Source organism: Streptomyces sp. NPDC088785 (assembly GCF_044750685.1).
Taxonomy (GTDB): Bacteria; Actinomycetota; Actinomycetes; order Streptomycetales; family Streptomycetaceae; genus Streptomyces.
The window spans coordinates 218,887-238,644 of the sequence record NZ_JBIVKH010000011.1 but is presented as its reverse complement, the minus strand read 5'-3'; the positions used below and the strand labels follow the sequence as shown (position 1 = coordinate 238,644).

The window sequence follows — 19,758 nt, the reverse complement described above, 5'->3', positions numbered from 1 at the left end:
GGTTACATTCCGAACCCGGAAGCTAAGCCTTACAGCGCCGATGGTACTGCAGGGGGGACCCTGTGGGAGAGTAGGACGCCGCCGAACAAAATTTGAGGAAAACCCCCGTGCCGATGGCACGGGGGTTTTCTGCGTTCCAGGGGATTTATTAGGGGTTTTATTGGCTGCGCGGCCTCGGCCCTGGAGCAGTGAGGCCGCGCAGTCGGGAGAGATTCAGAGGCGGCCGGCCGACTTCAGGGAGAGGTAGGCGTCGGCCAGCGCGGGAGCCAGGTCCGAGGGTGTCGCGTCGACGACCGTGACGCCGTGGCGGGTGAGTTGTTCCGCTGTGCGGAGGCGTTCCGCTGTCGTCTGGGCCGCCGATGCCGCGTCGTAGATCGCGTCCGTCGAGCCCCGAGCCGCCGCCATGGCCGCGATGGCCGGGTCGGCCACCGAGGCCACCACCACCGTGTGGCGCTTGGTGAGACGGGCGAGGACGGGGAGGAGGCCCTCCTCGACCGGGGCCGCCTCCAGCGACGTGAGAAGGACGATCAGGGAGCGGCGGTGGGCCGTGTGGAGGGCTGTCGCCGTCAGGCCGCGGGCATCCGTCTCCACCAGCTCGGGTTCCAGCGGTGCCATCGCATCGACCAGGGCCGGAAGGACGTCGCCGGCCGTGCGGCCCTGGACGAGGGCGCGGACGCGGCGGTCGTAGGCCAGCAGGTCGACGCGGTCGCCGGCGCGCGAGGCCAGCGCGCCCAGAAGCAGCGCGGCGTCCATCGAGGCGTCCAGGCGCGGCGCGTCGCCGACCCGGCCCGCGGACGTACGGCCCGTGTCCAGGACCAGCAGGATGTGCCGGTCGCGTTCGGGGCGCCAGGTCCGTACGGCGACCGTGGAATGGCGGGCTGTCGCACGCCAGTCGATGGAGCGGGTGTCGTCCCCCGGAACGTACTCCCGGAGGCTGTCGAACTCCGTGCCCTCGCCCCTGGTCAACACGCTGGTGCGGCCGTCGAGTTCACGGAGGCGGGCCAGCTTGGAGGGGAGGTGCTTGCGGCTGTGGAACGGCGGCAGGACCCGCACCGTCCACGGCACGTCGTGCGTGCCCTGACGGGTGAACAGGCCCAGCGGGCCGAAGGAGCGGACCGTGACCCGGTCCGCCCGGCGGTCGCCCCTGCGCGTCGGGAGGAGACGGGTGGTGACCCTGCGGCGCTCGCCCGGTGGGATCGTCACCCGGTGACGGGACGCGTCGTGCTCCGTGCCCTTGCGCCAGGTGCTCGGCGGCCAGGCGTCGCGGATCTGCGCCCGCAGCGGACGCCGGCCGGGATTGGTGACCGTGAGCGTGACGTCGGCCGGGTCCCCGAGACGTACCGAGGTGTCGCCCGAGCGGGTCAGACGCAGCGGGCGTACCGGGGCGGCCAGCGCGAAGTCGCAGGCGCAGGCCAGGGCCAGGGGAGCGTTGACGGCCAGGATGCCCGTCCAGCTCGGCTCCCAGATCCCGACGGGGAGGGAGCCGACGGCTGCGAGCAGGGCCGTGCGTCCGGTGAGGGCCATGTTCGTCGTCCGGTCTCTAACGGGGGACGGGGACGTGGGTGAGGATCGCGTTGATCACCGAGTCCGGGGTGACGCCCTCCATCTCGGCCTCCGGGCGCAGTTGGACGCGGTGCCGGAGCGTGGGCAGGGCGAGCGCCTTGACGTCGTCGGGGGTCACGTAGTCGCGGCCCGTCAGCCAGGCCCAGGCGCGGGCCGTCGACAGCAGGGCCGTCGCGCCGCGCGGTGAGACGCCGAGGGTGAGCGACGGGGACTCGCGCGTCGCGCGGCAGATGTCGACCACGTACGCGGTGACCTCCGGGGAGATGGAGGTCTTGGCCACCGCGGCGCGGGCCGACTCCAGGTCGGCGGCCGTGGCCACCGGGCGGAGGCCGGCCGAGGCGAGGTCGCGCGGATTGAAGCCGGACGCGTGGCGGGTGAGGACGTCGATCTCGTCCTGGCGGGTCGGGAGAGGAACGTTCAACTTGATGAGGAAACGGTCCAGTTGCGCCTCGGGGAGCGGGTACGTGCCCTCGTACTCGACCGGGTTCTGGGTGGCGATCACCATGAACGGGTCGGGGAGGGGACGCGGCTTGCCGTCCACCGTGATCTGGCGTTCCTCCATCGCTTCCAGGAGGGAGGACTGGGTCTTGGGCGGCGTGCGGTTGATCTCGTCCGCGAGGAGGAGGTTCGTGAACGCCGGGCCCGGCTGGAAGGAGAAGCGCGAGGTGTGGGTGTCGTAGACGAGGGAGCCCGTCACGTCGCTGGGCATCAGGTCCGGGGTGAACTGGATGCGCTTGGTGTCGAGTTCGAGGGAGGCGGCCAGGGAGCGCACCAGCAGGGTCTTGGCGACGCCGGGGACGCCTTCGAGGAGGACGTGGCCCCGGCACAGAAGGGCCACGACCAGGCCCGTGACGGTGGAGTCCTGGCCGACCACGGCCTTGGCGATCTCGGTGCGCAGGGCTTCCAGGGAAGCCCGTGAACTGCGGGGATCGGTCGTGGGCCCGGCGTTGTCAGTGGTCGGGTCCATCATGAATTCCGTACCTCTCTTTCGAGGGCGTCGAGGTGGTCGGCGAGGGCGATGAGTGCCGCGTCGGTCGTGGGGGGCGGGCCGAAGAGGAGAGCGTGCAGGTCCCGGCCGGGCGTGGGGAGTTGGCGGGCCAGGGCCGGCAGGAAGGTCTCGGGCGTGTGCGCCTGGGAGACGGGGATGCCGATGAGGGGGGCGAGCTTGGTGCGGGTGGAGATACGCAGGGCGGTCGCCGCGCGGTCGCGGGCGTTGCCCTTGCGGTAGAGGCGGGCGCGGCCCTCGGTGGTCTCGGAGGCGCGGATCGCGACGGGGAGACGTTCGGGTACCAGGCGGCCCAGACGGCGGGCGCGCCAGAGGGCGGCGAGGGCCGCCGCGACGAAGAGTTGGAGCGTGCCCCAGAGCCAGCCCTTGGGGATCAGGTCGAAGAAGCTGCGGTCGTTCTGCGCACCGGACGCCGCGGATTCGTCGGAGAGGGAGGGGAGGTACCAGACCAGATGGGGGCGGGTACCGAGGAGTTGGAGGGCGAGCGAGGCGTTGCCCTGCTCGTCGAGGCGGTCGTTGAGCAGGATGTCGGGGGCGCCGACGATCACCGTGTCGCCGTCGGCGGTGGCCGAGGGCAGGCGGAGCAGGGTCGGGACGCCGTCGCTCGGATAGCAGGAGTCCGCTTCGGAGGACGTCGTGTTGTAGCGCTCGCCGCCGGTGTCGGCCCGGCCCGCGGTGCGGGCCGCCGGCAGGGAGCAGTCGGGGGTGAGGGTCGTCTCCGTGCTGGTGCCGGGGTCCGCGGAGACCCCGGGGGCCAGCCTGCCGACCGACGCGTCGCCAGGGGCCACGAGGACCGTGCGCCCGCCGGAGTCGGCGGTCGCGGCCTCGATCCCCCGCTGCTGGTGCGCGGTGAGCAGGTCGGGGACGGCGACGAGGAGGGTGGTGTCCGGGCCGGTCGCGGCGCGCGCCGCGGCGGCCGTGGTGACCACCCGGGTGTCGACACCGCGCTCGTCGAGGAGTGCGGCGACGGCGCGGCTGCCGTACTTGTCGGGCGAGCGCGGGTCGAGCTCGCCGTGCTTCTCGCCGGAGCGGACCGCCGCCGTGGCCACCGCGGCGGCCAGGAGGAGGACCAGCGCGAGGGCGATGCCTCGGGTGCGGGTCCACAGCTGGCGGGCCGTGGGGGTGGTCGAGGTGCCCTCGGCGGGCGGTCCCGGCGTGGCGGGAGAGGGCGGTGGTGGCGCCGTCGGGGTGGCCGTGCGCGGGGTCTTGGACATGGGCGCGGAGGTGGGCGGGGCCGGGGTGTTCGGGTCGGTCACCGTGCTGCCCCCGGGGTGGCGAGGGACGGGGTGGTGTGTTCCGCCTCGGTGTCCAGGGCGGTCAGCCGCCGGTACGTCTCCGGGGTCGCGGAGCGGCCGCCGTACGCGACGTCGTCGAAGTCGCGGGCCGCCGCGTGGAGCCGGTCGGCGAGCCGGGGCAGCGCGCGGGAGGCCTCGCGGGCCGCCTCGTCGGCGGTGCGGCCGGGGCGGGGGTCGAGCAGGGCGCGTTCCTCCAGGGAGCGGACCAGGGCCCGCATGCGTTCCTGGACGGCCTGGTTCCAGTGGCCCTGGGCCGCGTGCGCCTCGGCGGCCGCGCGGTGCTCGGCGGCGCTGCGCGGACGGTCGTCGAAGAGCCGGGCCGTGGAGGTGGGGGAGCGGCGGGGGGTACCCAGGCGCCACCACAGCGCGGCCGCGACGGCGACGACCGCCAGCACGATCACGATCAGGCCGACGGCGCCGCCCGGCGCGGCCCCGGACGCGGCGGACAGCAGCTTGTCGACCCACTCCCAGAACTTGTTCAGGGCCCGCATGAACAGGCTCGGATCGTTCTGGTGGTACGCGGGCCTGGACAGCTCGCGCTCCGCGGCCTCCCGCGCCGGATCGCGCGGGATCGTCACGGGCGGCTCCTCGCCGCCGGCGCGGGTCAGCCGGGCCGCCGCCATGAGCACTCCCCCGGGCGCGCTCACGGCATCAGCCTGCCGGGGTGGCGCCGGGGGCGGCCCCGTAGCCCTGGAGGCCGGCGGCGCGGGCGAGTTCGAGGTCGAGGGCCTCGCGGCGGATGCGCTGGTCGATGTAGAGCAGCACGGTGACGCCCGCGGTGATCGGGAAGGTGAGCGTCGAGCCGATCACCGAGCCGAGACCGCTGATGATCAGAAAGGCCCAGCCCGAGTCGCCGGTGCTGTCGAGGAGGCCGACGCCGCCCCCGCTGACCGCCGCGGCGACGAAGGTGAACGGGATCAGGATGATCGAGGAGACGACGTTGGTGATGATCGCCGCCAGGATCTGAATGCCGAAGACCCGCCACCAGGAGCCGCGGACGAGCTTGGTGGACCGGCTCATCGCCTTGCGGACGGTCTGCTTCTCCAGCATCAGCGCGGGCGACGCCAGCGAGAAGCGGATCATCAGCCAGATCGCGACGACGAAGCCGGCGATGCCGCCGATCACCGCGAGCGCGATGCCGCCGTCGGACGAGCCGAGGACGGCCAGCAGGATGCCGGGGACGGTGCCCGCGAAGACGATCACTCCCACGATCAGCGGCAGCAGCAGCGTCAGACCGAGCAGCCGGAAGACCTGCGGGCGCGCGTCGCGCCAGGCCTCGCCGGTGGTGACGGACGTGCCGAGGACCGCACGGCTGGTGACGGTCGTGAGCAGGGCCGTGGCGATGATCGTGCCGAGCAGCGTGACGACGAGGACGACACCGGTGCCGATGAGGAGCCCGCCCATGGCGTCGAGGATCTCGCGGGGCGTGGCGTCCGGGTCGTCGAGCGCGGAGGTGGTCGCCGAGTCGTTGAGGAGGAAGCCCTGGAGGAGGACGACCAGCAGTTCGGTGACCACGGCGACGGTCAGCGAGATGCCGAGGACGGTGCGCCAGTAGGTGCGCATCGTCGAGACCGCGCCGTCGAGGATCTCCCCGACGCCCAGCGGGCGCAGCGGGATGACACCGGGCTTCGCGGCGGGGGGCGGGCCGCCCCAGCCGCCCTGCGGCGGCGCGCCCCAGCCTCCGGGGCCGCCCTGCGCGGGCGCGCCCCAGCCTCCGTGGCCGGGGCCGCCGGGGGCCTGTCCCCAGCCGCCCTGGCCGGGGGCCTGGCCGCCCCAGCCCTGGCCGGGAGCCGGCGGGGGCGGTGGCGGGGCCTGCCCGGGGCCCGAGGAGCCGGGGGAGCCGGAGGGGGGCGACCACTGTGCGGGCGGCGGCTGCTCCTTGGACCACTGGGGGCCCTGGCCGGCGGCGTCCTGCGGAGCGGCGCCCTGGGCGTCACCGTGCTGGCCCGTGCCCTCCTGGCGCTGGTCGTCGGGGCCGTCGGAGGGGGCAGATCCGGGCGAGGCCCAGCCCGGAGTGTCGTTCATCGTCGCTCCTTCAAGGTGCCCGTCCGCGGTCGCGGCGGCAGGTTGGCTGCCATCGTGCCATGGGGCGCGTTCGGCGTGACCTGGCCCCGTAGTGCCGTGACACCTTCATTTGTCGGGGCCGGGAAGGGCAGACTGGGCGGATGGCTGATCAGTACGCGCAACCAGGCGAGGACATACAGCTCAGCGAGGACATTCACCCCAAGACCGTCGACGTACAGCCGATCCGCTGGGAAGAACCGGCGGAGGGCCCCGTTCTGGTGTTGCTCGACCAGACGCGCCTTCCGGCAGAAGAAGTCGAGCTCGTGTGCACGGATCCGCAGGCCCTGGTGGAGGCGATCCGGTCGCTGGCCGTGCGCGGCGCCCCGCTGCTCGGCATCGCGGGGGCCTACGGGGTGGCGCTCGCCGCCGCCCGGGGGTTCGACGTGCGGCAGGCCGCGGACGCCCTGGCGAGCGCACGGCCCACCGCGGTCAATCTCGCGTACGGCGTCCGCAGGGCCGAGGCGGCGTTCCGCACGGCGCTGGAGGCCGGCGGGGGCGCGGACGGCGAGGCCGGCCGGGAGCGGGCCGCCGCTGCCGCGCTCGCCGCCGCACGGGCGCTGCACGAGGAGGACGCCGCGGCGAGTGCCAGGATGGCGGAGCACGGGATGCGGCTGCTCGACGAGCTGCTGCCCGGCGGGAACCACCGGATCCTGACGCACTGCAACTCCGGGGCCCTCGTCTCCGGCGGGGAGGGCACGGCGTTCGCGGTGGCGCGCGCCGCGCACCGCGTCGGGCGGCTGCGCCGGCTGTGGGTGGACGAGACCCGTCCGCTGTTGCAGGGGGCGCGGCTGACCGCGTACGAGGCGGCGCGCAGCGGGATGGCGTACACCCTGCTCACCGACAACGCGGCGGGATCGCTGTTCGCCGCCGGCGAGGTGGACGCCGTGCTGATCGGCGCGGACCGGATCGCCGCCGACGGTTCGGTGGCGAACAAGGTGGGGAGCTATCCGCTCGCGGTTCTGGCGCGTTATCACCACGTGCCGTTCATCGTGGTGGCGCCGGTGACGACGGTGGATCCGTCGACTCCCGACGGCGCCTCCATCGAGGTGGAGCAGCGACCCGGACACGAAGTGACGGAGCTCACGGCGCCGCAGGTGCCGTCGGCGGGAGTGGAGGCGGGTGGCGGGATTCCGGTGGCACCGTTGGGAACGCAGGCGTACAACCCGGCGTTCGACGTGACACCGCCGGAGTTGGTGACGGCGATCGTCACGGAGTGGGGCGCTTTGTCGCCCGTGACAGCGGAAGGCCTGAGTGAGCTGTGTTCCAGGTCACGCCAGGTAACGATGAGCTAATGGGATGATGTGGTCCATGAAGGGACGAGTCCTTGTCGTCGACGACGACACCGCACTGGCCGAGATGCTCGGCATTGTGCTGCGTGGTGAAGGTTTTGAGCCGTCGTTCGTAGCTGACGGCGACAAGGCGCTGGCCGCTTTCCGTGAGACCAAGCCCGATCTGGTCCTCCTCGACCTCATGCTGCCCGGCAGGGACGGCATCGAGGTGTGCCGCCTGATCCGGGCGGAGTCCGGGGTGCCGATCGTGATGCTCACGGCGAAGAGCGACACCGTCGATGTGGTGGTGGGGCTCGAGTCGGGCGCCGACGACTACATCGTGAAGCCCTTCAAGCCGAAGGAGCTCGTGGCCCGTATCCGGGCGCGGCTGCGGAGGTCGGAGGAGCCCGCGCCCGAGCAGCTGGCCATCGGTGACCTGGTCATCGACGTGGCCGGACACTCGGTCAAGCGGGACGGACAGTCGATCGCGCTGACGCCGCTGGAGTTCGATCTCCTGGTGGCACTGGCCCGCAAGCCGTGGCAGGTGTTCACCCGCGAGGTGCTGCTCGAGCAGGTGTGGGGCTATCGGCACGCGGCGGACACGCGCCTGGTCAATGTGCATGTGCAGCGGTTGCGTTCGAAGGTCGAGAAGGACCCCGAGCGGCCCGAGATCGTGGTGACCGTCCGCGGTGTCGGGTACAAGGCAGGGCCGAGCTGACATGTCCCGGAACAGTGCCGCTTCGGCGCCCGGGGAGCCGGGATCCCGCACGGAGCGGCCTGTGGGACGACCGGCGGCCGGGCGGGTCCCCTGGGCCCGCCGGGTCCTCGACGGCGGTCTGCTGCTCCAGGGCGGGGTGAAGGGCAGTCCGGTGCTCCGGCTGTTCACCCGCTGGGTGCGGCGGCCGCTGCTGCCGGCGATGCGGTTGTGGCGGCGCAACATCCAGCTGAAGGTCGTCGTCACCACCCTGGTGATGTCGCTGGGTGTGGTGCTGCTGCTAGGCATCGTCGTCATCGGGTCCGTGAGCAACGGACTGCTGGACGCCAAGGTGAAGGCGTCCCAGAGTCAGGCCGAGGGCGGCTTCCGGGCCGCCAAGGACAAGGCCGACTCGACCACGATGAAGGCCCAGGACGGCGGGGCCGACGACGGGCGCACGCTCGTGGACGCCAACCAGTGGAAGAGCGATCTGGTCACCCAGCTCTCCAGCGGCGGCAAGGGCGCCTTCGACGTCGTCACGCTCAGCTCCAGCGACGCCGACAGCGGCAACGGCCGGGCGCCGCGCGGCTCCGGCGGCGTGGAGCCGGTGATCAGCGTGCCCGAGGAGCTGCGGGAGCGGGTCGACCGCATGACCGGCGCCTCCCAGGAATACACGCGGATCATCTACCAGGGCGGCAAGGAGTCGCAGCCGGGCCTGGTCATCGGCAAGCGCCTCAACGACGCGCAGGGCAGCGCCTACCAGCTCTACTACCTCTTCCCGCTCACCCAGGAGGAGAAGTCCCTCGGCCTGGTGAAGGGGACGCTTGCGACGGCGGGGCTGTTCGTCGTCGTGCTGCTCGGGGCCATCGCCTGGCTCGTCGTGCGGCAGGTCGTGACGCCCGTGCGGATGGCGGCAGGAGTGGCCGAGCGGCTCTCCGCGGGCCGCCTCCAGGAACGTATGAAGGTCACCGGCGAGGACGACATCGCGCGCCTGGGCGAGGCCTTCAACAAGATGGCGCAGAACCTGCACCTGAAGATCCAGCAGCTGGAGGACCTGTCGCGGATGCAGCGGCGGTTCGTGTCGGACGTCAGCCATGAGCTGCGGACCCCGCTGACGACCGTACGGATGGCGGCGGACGTCATTCACGAGGCGCGGGTCGACTTCGACCCGGTGACCGCGCGGTCCGCGGAGCTGCTCGCCGACCAGCTGGACCGGTTCGAGTCGCTGCTGGCGGACCTGCTGGAGATCAGCCGGTTCGACGCGGGGGCCGCCGCGCTGGAGGCCGAGCCGATCGATCTGCGTGAGGTCGTGCGGCGCGTCGTCAGCGGCGCCGAGCCGCTCGCCGAACGTAAGGGCACGCGCGTGCGGGTCGTCGGTGACGACCAGCCGGTGGTCGCCGAGGCGGACGCCCGGCGCGTGGAGCGCGTGCTGCGCAATCTCGTGGTGAACGCCGTGGAGCACGGCGAGGGCAAGGACGTCGTGGTGCGGCTCGCCGCCGCCGGCGGCGCGGTCGCCGTCGCGGTGCGCGACTACGGTGTCGGGCTGAAGCCGGGCGAGGCGACCCGGGTGTTCAGCCGTTTCTGGCGGGCCGATCCGGCCCGCGCGCGGACGACGGGCGGCACCGGCCTCGGCCTGTCGATCGCCCTGGAGGACGCGCGGCTGCACGGCGGCTGGTTGCAGGCGTGGGGTGAGCCGGGCGGCGGTTCGCAGTTCCGGCTGACGCTGCCGAGGACGGCGGACGAGCCGCTGCGCGGGTCGCCGATACCGCTGGAGCCGGAGGACTCGCGGCGCGGTCGCGGGTCCGGTGCCGGCGCGGGCGGCCGGGACGCGGACGGCAGGAAGCTGGCGACGGTGCCCGCCCAGGCGTCGTCCGGGTCGGCGAACGACTCGGTGGCGCCCCGGATGCGACAGGCCGCGGTGCCCGCCGATCCCACGGCGCTGCCGGGCAGCGGCGCGCGCGTGGTCTCGCGCGGTGCGACAGGTACCACCAGCGGTACGGGGACGGGCCGCGGCGCGCTGGGCGTGCCGCGGCAGCCGGGCGAGGGCCCGCGCAGGGCCGGCGAGGCGGGCCCCGTGGAGTGGGACGAGGGGAGCGACGACGGTCGTGGATGAGCAGCGGGCGTCGCGTCGGCGGCGCGGGGTGCGGGGCGGTGCGCTGGCCGGATGCGGCGCGATCGTGCTCGCCGGGTGTGCGTCGATGCCGGACAGCGGCGGGCTCCAGTCGGTGGAGGCGTCGCAGCGCCCCGACTCCCAGGTGCGGGTCTTCGCGCTGCCGCCGCGGGACAACGCCGCGGCCACGACCATCGTCGACGGCTTTCTGGAGGCGCTGACCAGCGACGATCCCTCGTACGCGGTGGCCCGGAAGTATCTGACGCCCAAGGCGGCGAAGGACTGGCACCCCGAGCGGCAGACGCTCGTGCTGGAGGACGGGCCCCGCCCGCACTCGACCGACCGGGCGAACGCGGAGGAGACCGGGCGCAACTTCGAGCTGACCGGCACCCAGGTGGCCCGCCTCGACGACGAGCAGGCGTTCCAGCCGGACGACCGGCGCTACAAGGGAGACCTGCACCTGAGCCTGGTCGCGACCGGCAAGGGCAAGCCGAAGCAGTGGCGGATCGACACCCCGCCGCACGGCGTCGTCCTCGGCAAGACCGACTTCCAGCGCATCTACCAGTCCGTCAACAAGTACTACTACGCGGTCGACTCCGCGGCGGGCTCCGGTGCCGCGGGCGCGCAGAAGCGGCTGGTCGCCGACCCCGTCTTCGTCCGGAAGTGGGCGGATCCGCTGACGGAGACCGTCAAGGAAGTGCTCGCGGGGCCCACGCGCTGGCTGAACCGTGTGGTGACGACGTCGTTCCCGTTGAAGGCGGCGCTGCGCGACGGTACGAGGTCGCTGGCACCCGACGACGCGAACAAGCTGACCGTGCCGTTGAACAAGAGCGCCGACTCGATCGGTGCGGCGCAGTGCCGCAAGATGGCGGCGCAGCTCCTCTACTCGCTGCGGGACCTGTCGTCGTCGAGCGTGGACGAGGTGGAACTGGAGCGGGCCGACGGCCGGTTGATGTGCACCCTCAAGGAGGGCGCGGCCGACGCGCTGGTGGCGCCGCGGTACTCCGAGGGGACCGAGTACCAGTACTTCCTGGACGCCAAGAGCCGCGTCGTGCGGATGCCCGCCAGCGGGGGCGCGCACCCGAGTCCCGAGCCGGTGGCGGGGCCGATGGGCGAGGGCGAGCGGCGGATGCGGTCCCTTGCGATCTCGCGCGACCAGGAGCGGGCGGCGTCGGTGTCCGGCGACGGGCGGGCGCTGTTCGTGGCGTCCATGGTCACCAACGCCTCGCTCGGGGACGCGATCGCGCACAGCGGGGCCAAGGCGGAGAAGGACGGCTTCACCACGCCCAGCTGGGACGGGCAGGGCGATGTGTGGGTGGCCGACCGCGATCCGAAGAACCGGCGCCTGCTCGTCTTCGGGCAGGGGCAGGCCGACCGGATGCAGGAGGTCAGGGTCGACGAGCTGAGTGACGACGCCCGGATCGAGGCGGTGAAGATGTCCGCCGACGGCGCCCGCATCGCCCTGCTGGTCACCGAGAACGGCAGGACGCGCCTGGAGATCGGCCGCGTCGAGCGGGACCACGGGGTGACCGACGGCGACGTCGAGATCTCGGTGGCCGACCTGCGCCGGGCCGCGCCGGAGATGGAGGAGGTCACCGCCGTGTCCTGGGCGGGCGGCAGCCGGCTCGTGGTCGTCGGCCGGGAGTCCGGCGGGTTGCAGCAGATCCGGTACGTGCAGTGCGACGGCTCGACCCCGACCGGGCAGGCGCTGCCCGGGCTGACGCGGGTGAGCGAGATCGCGGCGTCCGACACGGATCTGCCGCTGCTGGCGCACTCCGACGACGGAATCGTCCGGCTGCCCGCCGGGGCGGCGTGGCAGGCCGTCGTGAAGGTGGGTACGGCGCCGGTCTACCCGGGGTAGGGCTCGGCCCGGCTGTCCGGGGCAGGGCGCGGCGGGTCTGTCGGGGCGGGGTGGCGTGCTGCCCTGCAGTGCTGCTTCGTGGCCGGTCGAGCGGCGGGCGGGCGGTAGGTGCCGGTCGGTGGTGGCGCGTTCTCCACAAGGGTTTTCCACAGGGGTTTTCCACAGGGGTGGTCGCCGAGCGGGCGAGTGGGCACAGTGGAGGCATGCGGGGGTGGTGGCAGGACCTCTCCGACCTGGTGCTGCCCACCCAGTGCGCGGGCTGCGGCAGGTCGCGTACGCCGCTGTGCGCGAGGTGCGCACAGGCGGTGCGGGGCGCCGGGCCGGGACGGGTGCGGCCCACGCCGCCGCCGGCCGGGCTGCCCGTCGTGCACGCGGCGGCGCCCTACGACGGAGCGGTGCGGGCCGTGCTGCTCGCGCACAAGGAGCGTGGCGCGCTGGGGCTGGCCCGGCCGCTGGGCGAGGCGCTGGCCGGGGCCGTGCGGGCCGGGCTGCCCCGGGGCGGCGCGGGCGCCGTGGCGCTGGTGCCGGTGCCGTCCGCGCCCCGGGCGGTGCGGGCGCGCGGCCACGATCCGACGCGGCGGCTGGCGTACGCGGCGGCGGCCGGACTGCGCCGGGACGGCGTCGCGGTCCGGGTCCTCGCCGTGCTGCGGCAGCGGCGCGCCGTGGCCGACCAGTCGGGGCTCGACGCGCGCCAGCGCCGGGCTAACGTCTCGGGTGCGCTGGAGGTGCTGGGCGGCGCGGACGGGCTGCTCGCGGAAGTTGGCCGGATCGTGCTGGTCGACGACCTCATGACGACGGGGGCGTCCTTGGCGGAGGCGGCACGCGCAATACGCGCGGCGACCCGTCCCGCGACGGCACCGGGAGAAGGCGCGACGATCCCCGCAATGGCAGGAACGGTCACGGTGGGGGCAGCCGTGGTCTCCGCATCTCCGGATTCCTTCGAAATAAACCGGAACTGACCAAGGACCTGCATCGTTGCAGGTAGAGAGAGGGTTCATCCACCTGAATGGTGGTACGCGTCAGTAGAGGGTGACGACATCCGTCCGGGCGAGATATGTTCAGTTGTGAGGAACTCGGCAGGAATGACAGAAGCCGTACCTCGCATATCGGAATGCCGTGCGTGTGATTGCGCAGAGTTTTTGACAATCACCCGTCACGGTGGGGTGGAGATCTCGTCCACGGGGGAGGAGGAGGTGGAAGTCACCGAGTCCGAGGCTCCGGAAGTGGCCGGAGTCGTGTGCAAGAGGGAGATGCTCCGCCGAGCGAGCGGAGCTATCCGGGAACGGAGTTCTGCGTGGACATCGTCGTCAAGGGCCGCAAGACCGAGGTACCGGAGCGGTTCCGCAAGCACGTGGCCGACAAGCTGAACCTGGAGAAGATCCAGAAGCTCGACGGCAAGGTGATCAGCCTCGACGTCGAGGTGTCCAAGGAGCCCAACCCCCGACAGGCCGACCGCTGCGACCGCGTGGAGATCACGCTGCGTACGCGCGGTCCGGTGATCAGGGCCGAGGCATCGGCGAACGATCCGTACGCGGCGCTCGACCTCGCCACGGAGAAGCTCGACGCGCGGCTGCGCAAGCAGCACGACAAGCGCTCGTCGCGGCGCGGCACGAAGCGGATCTCGGCCGCCGAGGTCGCCGAGGTCGTCCCGGACGCCGCCACGCTCAACGGGGACGGCACGATCGCCAAGGACGACACCGAGGACGACGGCGTGCAGACCACCAGGATCGGCTCGCTGGAGGTGCAGGGCGAGGGCCCGCTCATCGTCCGCGAGAAGACCCACGTCGCGGCACCCATGACGCTCGATCAGGCGCTCTACGAGATGGAGCTGGTCGGGCACGACTTCTACCTATTCGTCGACTCCGACTCCAAGGAACCCAGCGTCGTCTACCGGCGCCACGCCTACGACTACGGCGTCATCCACCTCAACAGCGATCCCATGGTCGCCGACGTGCGCAGCGCCGACGCCGGGGACGCCATCGGCGGCTAGGCCGCCCGGTCCGTCCCGCCGGCGGCCCGTCCGCCGGCAGGCTGTCCGAAAACCGACTCGCCCGGTGCCCCTGGAGTGCGCGTGCGCCCCCGGGGGCACCCTTGTGCGACCCCTTCGTGCACCGCTCCGCCGACGCGCGGAGGCCGGGGCATGAAATCATGGCCGGACCGGGTCAACCGGTGGGCCGGCGCCTCGGGTTGGCCCGGTACAGGAAGACGGGGCCACGGCCTTCAGGGGGAGGAACGATGGCGGACAGCTTCGGACCGATGCGGGGCGAGGGGGTCGGCACGGCCGACGCCGGCCTCGGCACGGGCCCGGACGAGGGTTCACCGCGCAAGGAGCCGATCCGGGTCCTCGTGGTGGACGATCACGCTCTGTTCCGGCGCGGTCTGGAGATCGTCCTCGCGGCCGAGGAGGACATTCAGGTCGTCGGCGAGGCGGGCGACGGCGCCGAGGCGGTGGACAAGGCGGCCGACCTGCTGCCCGACATCGTCCTCATGGACGTGCGCATGCCCAAGCGCGGCGGCATCGAGGCGTGCACCTCCATCAAGGAGGTGGCACCCAGCGCCAAGATCATCATGCTCACGATCAGTGACGAGGAAGCCGATCTCTACGACGCGATCAAGGCGGGCGCGACGGGATATCTGCTGAAGGAGATCTCCACCGACGAGGTGGCCACGGCCATTCGCGCCGTCGCCGACGGGCAGTCGCAGATCAGCCCCTCCATGGCGTCGAAGCTGCTCACCGAATTCAAGTCGATGATCCAGCGCACCGACGAGCGCCGGCTGGTGCCCGCGCCCCGGCTCACCGACCGGGAGCTGGAAGTGCTCAAGCTGGTCGCCACCGGGATGAACAACCGGGATATCGCCAAGGAACTGTTCATCTCGGAGAACACCGTGAAGAACCATGTGCGCAACATCCTGGAGAAGTTGCAGCTGCACTCCAGGATGGAGGCCGTGGTGTACGCGATGCGGGAGAAGATCCTCGAGATCCGCTAGCTCTCCCGCCCGCGACCGCGTCTGCGTATGTCTGTGTCTGTGTCTGCGTCTGCGTCCGAGGGGTGTCGGACAGGCCCTAGGCGAGCGCGGCGACGAGGTCCCGCTTGAGGGCCGGGTCCGCCATGCGCTCCACCCGTACGCTGTCGCAGCCCACCCAGCTCGCCGCTTCGAGCAGCGCCTGAGCCACCCCGGGGACCGCCTTCGGGCCGTCCAGGGAGACCTGCCGGGCGACCAGGGTGGTGCCCTCGCGCGCCGGGTCGACCCGGCCCACCAGCCGGCCGCCCGCGAGCACCGGCATCGCGAAGTAGCCGTGGATCCGCTTCGGCTTGGGGACGTACGCCTCAAGGCGGTGCGTGAACCCGAAGATGCGCTCCGCCCGGGCCCGCTCCCAGACCAGCGAGTCGAACGGCGACAGCAGCGTCGTGCGGTGCCGGCCGCGCGGCGCCGACTCCAGCGCCGCCGGGTCGGCCCAGGCCTGCTTCCCGCCCCAGCCCTCGACCGTCACCGGGACCAGGCCGGTGCCCTCGATCACGGCGTCGAACTGCTCGCTCCGCAGCCGGTGGTAGTCGGCGATGTCCGAGCGGGTGCCCACGCCGAGCGCCCGGCCGGCCTGGAGGACCAGGCGGCGCACGCACTCCAGGTCGTGCAGGTCGTCGTGGAGCAGGTCGGCGGGGATCGCCCGCTCCGCCAGGTCGTAGACCCGCTTCCAGCCGCGGCGCTCGACGCAGACCACCTCGCCGAACATCAGTGCGCGCTCGACGGCGACCTTCGAGTCCGACCAGTCCCACCACTCGCCCTTGTTCTTCGCGCCGCCCAGCTCGGTGGCCGTCAGGGGGCCCTCGGCGCGCAGCTGCTCGATCACCTGGGTGTAGGCGCCGTCGGGGAGGTGGTGGTTCCAGTGCGGGCGGTTGCGGTAGGCGCGGCGGCGGAAGGCGAAGTGCGGCCACTCCTCGATGGGGAGGATGCACGCGGCGTGGGACCAGTACTCGAAGGCGTGGGTCTGCGTCCAGTACGCCTGCTCGACCTTCTTGCGGCCCACCGCGCCCAGCCGCGCGTACGGGATCAGTTCGTGCGAGCGGGCCAGGACCGAGATCGTGTCGAGCTGGACCGCGCCGAGGTGGCGCAGGACCCCGCGGACGCCCGCGGCGCGGTTCGGGGCGCCGAGGAAGCCCTGGGCGCGCAGGCTCAGGCGGCGGGCCTCCGCGGCGGACAGGGGCACGGGGTGCGGCGGGGTGGGGCGTGGGGCGGTCGTCGGCATGGTCGAACGATAGGCGGCGGGACTGACAATCCCGGAGCCGCTCCAGGAGTGTCCGGGGCGCGCCGGGGGTCAGGGGCGGGACGGGAGGTAGGGGAGGGGGGTGGGGAGGGTCAGGTCCGAGGGGAGGAGGGAGGCCACCCAGCAGTCGCGCAGCACGCCCTTGTTCGGCAGGCCCGCGCGCAGCACGCCCTCCAGGGTGAAACCGGCCTTCTCGGCGACGGTGCGCGACCCCTTGTTGCCCACCTCGGCCCGCCATTCCAGGCGGGTGCAGGCCAGCCCGGTGAACGCCCAGCCGGCCACCCCGAGGACCGCCTCCGTCATGTAGCCGCGACCGCGGAACTCCTCGGCCGTCCAGAAACCCACCTCCCACGCACCCGCGCGCGGGTGGTGGAGACCGACGGCGCCGGCGATCGGACCGTCGTCGGCGGTGCGCACCGCGAAGGAGTACTCGGTGTCGTCGCGCCAGCCGTCCGCGACCACCCGCTCGATGAAGTATTCGGCGTCCACGCGCGCGTACGGCGACGGAATCGTGGTCCAGCGCTGGATGTCGGGATCCTGGCAGGCGGCGTACACCTCGTCGGCGTCGGCCGGGACGAAGGTGCGCAGCCTCAGGCGGGGGGTGGTCAGCGTGACGGGTTCCATCACCCGATTCTGCGCGGGGCGGGAAGGGCGCACCATCACTTTTCGTGGGGTATACCGGCACCTTCCGAGGCGCCTGTGCGTTGGACCTGATGGCAGACCTCCCGGCGCGGTGGGGTCCTCGCATACGATGGCCGTTGCTCAGGCCGTCGCCCGAGTAACCGACCGTGCCAGGCCCGACCGGCAAGGAGACCAACCCTCGTGTCCGTCCTCCAGAAGATCATGCGTGCAGGCGAAGGCAAGATCCTGCGCAAGCTGCACCGCATCGCGGACCAGGTCAACTCCATCGAAGAGGACTTCGAGAGCCTCTCCGACGCCGAGCTGCGCGCGCTTACGGACGAGTACAAGCAGCGCTTCGAGGACGGCGAGACCCTCGACGACCTGCTGCCCGAGGCGTTCGCGACCGTTCGCGAGGCCGCCCGGCGCGTCCTGGGCCAGCGCCCCTACGACGTCCAGCTGATGGGTGGCGCCGCGCTCCACCTCGGATATGTCGCCGAGATGAAGACCGGTGAGGGCAAGACCCTCGTCGGCACCCTGCCGACGTATCTGAACGCGCTGTCCGGCAAGGGCGTCCACCTGATCACGGTGAACGACTACCTGGCCGAGCGCGACTCCGAGATGATGGGCCGCGTCCACAAGTTCCTCGGTCTCAGCGTCGGCTGCATCCTGGCGAACATGACGCCGGCCCAGCGCCGCGAGCAGTACAACTGCGACATCACCTACGGAACGAACAACGAGTTCGGCTTCGACTACCTCCGCGACAACATGGCGTGGTCCCAGGACGAGCTCGTCCAGCGCGGCCACAACTTCGCCGTGGTCGACGAGGTCGACTCCATCCTCGTGGACGAGGCCCGTACGCCGCTGATCATCTCCGGTCCCGCGGACCAGGCCACCAAGTGGTACGGCGACTTCGCCAAGCTGGTCACCCGCCTCACCAAGGGCGAGGCCGGCAACACGATGAAGGGCATCGAGGAGACCGGCGACTACGAGGTCGACGAGAAGAAGCGCACCGTCGCCATCCACGAGCCGGGCGTCTCCAAGGTCGAGGACTGGCTGGGCATCGACAACCTGTACGAGTCGGTGAACACCCCGCTCGTGGGTTACCTGAACAACGCCATCAAGGCCAAGGAACTGTTCAAGAAGGACAAGGACTACGTCGTCATCGACGGCGAAGTCATGATCGTCGACGAGCACACCGGCCGTATCCTCGCGGGCCGCCGCTACAACGAGGGCATGCACCAGGCGATCGAGGCGAAGGAAGGGGTGGACATCAAGGACGAGAACCAGACCCTGGCGACCATCACCCTCCAGAACTTCTTCCGCCTCTACGACAAGCTCTCCGGCATGACCGGTACGGCGATGACCGAGGCCGCCGAGTTCCACCAGATCTACAAGCTGGGCGTCGTCCCGATCCCGACGAACAAGCCGATGGTCCGCAAGGACCAGGCCGACCTGATCTACCGCACCGAGGTCGCCAAGTTCGACGCCGTCGTCGACGACATCGCGGAGAAGCACGAGAAGGGCCAGCCGATCCTCGTCGGCACGACGTCGGTCGAGAAGTCCGAGTACCTCTCGCAGCAGCTCTCCAAGCGCGGCATCCAGCACGAGGTGCTCAACGCGAAGCAGCACGACCGCGAGGCGCCGATCATCGCCCAGGCCGGCCGCAAGGGCGCCGTCACCGTCGCCACGAACATGGCGGGCCGCGGTACGGACATCAAGCTCGGCGGCAACCCCGACGACCTCGCCGAGGCCGAGCTGCGCCAGGCGGGCCTCGACCCCGTCGAGCACGTCGAGGAGTGGGCCGCGGCGCTGCCCGCCGCCCTGGAGAAGGCCGAGCAGGCCGTCAAGGCCGAGTTCGAAGAGGTCAAGGACCTCGGCGGGCTCTACGTGCTGGGCACCGAGCGGCACGAGTCGCGGCGCATCGACAACCAGCTGCGCGGTCGTTCCGGCCGTCAGGGCGACCCGGGCGAGTCCCGGTTCTACCTCTCGCTGGGCGATGACCTGATGCGCCTGTTCAAGGCCCAGATGGTCGAGCGCGTGATGTCGATGGCGAACGTGCCGGACGACGTCCCGATCGAGAACAAGATGGTCACGCGGGCCATCGCCTCCGCCCAGTCGCAGGTCGAGCAGCAGAACTTCGAGACGCGTAAGAACGTCCTGAAGTACGACGAGGTGCTCAACCGCCAGCGCGAGGTCATCTACGGCGAGCGCCGTCGCGTCCTGGAGGGCGAGGACCTGCACGAGCAGGTGCAGCACTTCATGAACGACACCATCGACGCGTACATCGACGCCGAGACCGCCGAGGGCTTCGCCGAGGACTGGGACCTCGACCGGCTGTGGGGCGCCTTCAAGCAGCTCTACCCGATCAAGGTGACGGTGGAGGAGCTGGAGGACGAGGCCGGGGACCGCGCCGGGCTCACCGCCGAGTTCATCGGCGACGCCGTCAAGGACGACATCCACGCGCAGTACGAGGAGCGCGAGGAGCAGCTCGGCTCCGAGATCATGCGTGAGCTGGAGCGCCGGGTCGTCCTCTCCGTGCTCGACCGCAAGTGGCGCGAGCACCTCTACGAGATGGACTACCTCCAGGAGGGCATCGGCCTGCGCGCCATGGCGCAGAAGGACCCCCTGGTCGAGTACCAGCGCGAGGGCTTCGACATGTTCACCGCCATGATGGAGGGCATCAAGGAGGAGTCCGTCGGCTACCTGTTCAACCTGGAGGTCCAGGTCGAGCAGCAGGTCGAGGAGGTGCCGGTGGAGGACGCCGCGCCCACCACGTCGCTCGACAAGGAGGACGCGGTGCCGGCGCAGGTCCGTCCGGAGATCCGGGCCAAGGGCCTCGACGCCCCGCAGCGGCCCGACCGCCTGCACTTCCAGGCGCCGAACGCCGAGGGCGGCGTCGACGAGGGCGACTTCGTCACCGAGGGCGGGCCCACCCGGTCCACCGCGGACGGTCTGACGCGGGCCGAGCGCCGCAAGCAGCAGAAGGGCCGTCGCCGCAAGAAGTGACGGCGA

Annotated in this window: 15 protein-coding genes and 1 rRNA gene; 9 read left to right on the top strand and 7 right to left on the bottom strand. The window is 71.9% G+C overall.

Features of this window, described 5'->3' with window-relative positions:
- Positions 1–87: ribosomal RNA gene (gene rrf / locus ACIP5K_RS26895) — 5S ribosomal RNA — on the top strand; the annotation flags it as partial.
- Between the two features lie 126 nt (positions 88–213).
- Here the strand turns inward: rrf and ACIP5K_RS26890 are convergent.
- Genes ACIP5K_RS26890 through ACIP5K_RS26870 form a run of 5 tightly spaced genes read right to left on the bottom strand, consistent with a single transcriptional unit; the run spans position 214 to position 5,889 of the window.
- Entirely contained in the window at positions 214–1,524 is a 1,311-nt protein-coding gene (locus tag ACIP5K_RS26890; RefSeq protein WP_401413471.1) for a DUF58 domain-containing protein, read from the bottom strand.
- A 16-nt stretch (positions 1,525–1,540) separates the two neighbouring features.
- Positions 1,541–2,530, bottom strand: coding sequence for an AAA family ATPase (locus ACIP5K_RS26885; RefSeq protein ID WP_401413469.1), 990 nt, complete (start codon positions 2,528–2,530; stop codon positions 1,541–1,543).
- The gene (locus tag ACIP5K_RS26880; protein ID WP_401413467.1) at positions 2,530–3,825 is read right to left on the bottom strand and encodes a DUF4350 domain-containing protein; all 1,296 of its coding nucleotides are present in this window, start codon (positions 3,823–3,825) and stop codon (positions 2,530–2,532) included. Before ACIP5K_RS26880 ends, ACIP5K_RS26885 begins: the two co-directional genes overlap by 1 nt.
- Positions 3,822–4,511: a DUF4129 domain-containing protein gene (locus ACIP5K_RS26875; RefSeq protein WP_401413465.1), complete on the bottom strand. Its 690-nt coding sequence runs from the start codon at positions 4,509–4,511 to the stop codon at positions 3,822–3,824. The genes ACIP5K_RS26880 and ACIP5K_RS26875 overlap by 4 nt, the downstream gene beginning before the upstream one ends.
- A 4-nt stretch (positions 4,512–4,515) precedes the next feature.
- Positions 4,516–5,889 carry a glycerophosphoryl diester phosphodiesterase membrane domain-containing protein gene (locus tag ACIP5K_RS26870; RefSeq protein WP_401413463.1) on the bottom strand — a complete coding sequence of 458 codons (1,374 nt, stop codon included), beginning with the start codon at positions 5,887–5,889 and terminating at the stop codon, positions 4,516–4,518.
- Between the two features lie 140 nt (positions 5,890–6,029).
- Here ACIP5K_RS26870 and mtnA point away from each other — a divergent pair, with 140 nt between their 5' ends.
- The 7 genes from mtnA (at position 6,030) to ACIP5K_RS26835 (ending at position 14,849) form a co-directional block, all read left to right on the top strand.
- On the top strand, positions 6,030–7,220 hold the full coding sequence (gene mtnA / locus ACIP5K_RS26865) for an S-methyl-5-thioribose-1-phosphate isomerase (protein ID WP_401413461.1): 1,191 nt from the start codon (positions 6,030–6,032) through the stop codon (positions 7,218–7,220).
- A 4-nt stretch (positions 7,221–7,224) separates the two neighbouring features.
- Positions 7,225–7,914, top strand: coding sequence for a two-component system response regulator MtrA (gene mtrA, locus ACIP5K_RS26860; RefSeq protein ID WP_199836122.1), 690 nt, complete (start codon positions 7,225–7,227; stop codon positions 7,912–7,914).
- 1 nt (position 7,915) lies between these two features.
- Entirely contained in the window at positions 7,916–10,003 is a 2,088-nt protein-coding gene (gene mtrB, locus ACIP5K_RS26855; RefSeq protein WP_401413458.1) for an MtrAB system histidine kinase MtrB, read from the top strand.
- 85 nt (positions 10,004–10,088) lie between these two features.
- Positions 10,089–11,861 carry an LpqB family beta-propeller domain-containing protein gene (locus tag ACIP5K_RS26850; RefSeq protein WP_401413485.1) on the top strand — a complete coding sequence of 591 codons (1,773 nt, stop codon included), beginning with the start codon at positions 10,089–10,091 and terminating at the stop codon, positions 11,859–11,861.
- A gap of 203 nt (positions 11,862–12,064) precedes the next feature.
- Positions 12,065–12,820 carry a ComF family protein gene (locus tag ACIP5K_RS26845; protein ID WP_401413456.1) on the top strand — a complete coding sequence of 252 codons (756 nt, stop codon included), beginning with the start codon at positions 12,065–12,067 and terminating at the stop codon, positions 12,818–12,820.
- A 335-nt stretch (positions 12,821–13,155) separates the two neighbouring features.
- Positions 13,156–13,851: a ribosome hibernation-promoting factor, HPF/YfiA family gene (hpf, locus tag ACIP5K_RS26840; RefSeq protein WP_401413454.1), complete on the top strand. Its 696-nt coding sequence runs from the start codon at positions 13,156–13,158 to the stop codon at positions 13,849–13,851.
- Positions 13,852–14,096: 245 nt separating this feature from the next.
- Positions 14,097–14,849, top strand: coding sequence for a response regulator (locus tag ACIP5K_RS26835; protein ID WP_401413452.1), 753 nt, complete (start codon positions 14,097–14,099; stop codon positions 14,847–14,849).
- Positions 14,850–14,925: 76 nt separating this feature from the next.
- Here the strand turns inward: ACIP5K_RS26835 and ACIP5K_RS26830 are convergent, their stop codons facing one another.
- On the bottom strand, positions 14,926–16,107 hold the full coding sequence (locus ACIP5K_RS26830) for a winged helix-turn-helix domain-containing protein (RefSeq protein ID WP_401413450.1): 1,182 nt from the start codon (positions 16,105–16,107) through the stop codon (positions 14,926–14,928).
- Positions 16,108–16,176: 69 nt separating this feature from the next.
- On the bottom strand, positions 16,177–16,749 hold the full coding sequence (locus ACIP5K_RS26825) for a GNAT family N-acetyltransferase (RefSeq protein WP_401413448.1): 573 nt from the start codon (positions 16,747–16,749) through the stop codon (positions 16,177–16,179).
- A gap of 198 nt (positions 16,750–16,947) precedes the next feature.
- Between ACIP5K_RS26825 and secA the strand changes: the two genes are divergently transcribed.
- Positions 16,948–19,752 (top strand): preprotein translocase subunit SecA, encoded by a 2,805-nt coding sequence (gene secA, locus ACIP5K_RS26820; protein ID WP_401413446.1) that lies wholly within the window; start codon positions 16,948–16,950, stop codon positions 19,750–19,752.
- The last annotated feature ends 6 nt before the right edge of the window (positions 19,753–19,758 follow it).

Excerpts from the sequence above, each read along its gene's own strand:
- ACIP5K_RS26890 (WP_401413471.1), bottom strand. The coding sequence starts at position 1,524 with ATGGCCCTCACCGGACGCACGGCCCTGCTCGCAGCCGTCGGCTCCCTC.
- ACIP5K_RS26885 (WP_401413469.1), bottom strand. The coding sequence starts at position 2,530 with ATGGACCCGACCACTGACAACGCCGGGCCCACGACCGATCCCCGCAGT.
- ACIP5K_RS26870 (WP_401413463.1), bottom strand. The coding sequence starts at position 5,889 with ATGAACGACACTCCGGGCTGGGCCTCGCCCGGATCTGCCCCCTCCGAC.
- mtnA (WP_401413461.1), top strand. The coding sequence starts at position 6,030 with ATGGCTGATCAGTACGCGCAACCAGGCGAGGACATACAGCTCAGCGAG.
- mtrA (WP_199836122.1), top strand. The coding sequence starts at position 7,225 with ATGATGTGGTCCATGAAGGGACGAGTCCTTGTCGTCGACGACGACACC.
- mtrB (WP_401413458.1), top strand. The coding sequence starts at position 7,916 with ATGTCCCGGAACAGTGCCGCTTCGGCGCCCGGGGAGCCGGGATCCCGC.
- ACIP5K_RS26850 (WP_401413485.1), top strand. The coding sequence starts at position 10,089 with ATGCCGGACAGCGGCGGGCTCCAGTCGGTGGAGGCGTCGCAGCGCCCC.
- ACIP5K_RS26845 (WP_401413456.1), top strand. The coding sequence starts at position 12,065 with ATGCGGGGGTGGTGGCAGGACCTCTCCGACCTGGTGCTGCCCACCCAG.
- ACIP5K_RS26835 (WP_401413452.1), top strand. The coding sequence starts at position 14,097 with ATGGCGGACAGCTTCGGACCGATGCGGGGCGAGGGGGTCGGCACGGCC.
- ACIP5K_RS26830 (WP_401413450.1), bottom strand. The coding sequence starts at position 16,107 with ATGCCGACGACCGCCCCACGCCCCACCCCGCCGCACCCCGTGCCCCTG.
- ACIP5K_RS26825 (WP_401413448.1), bottom strand. The coding sequence starts at position 16,749 with ATGGAACCCGTCACGCTGACCACCCCCCGCCTGAGGCTGCGCACCTTC.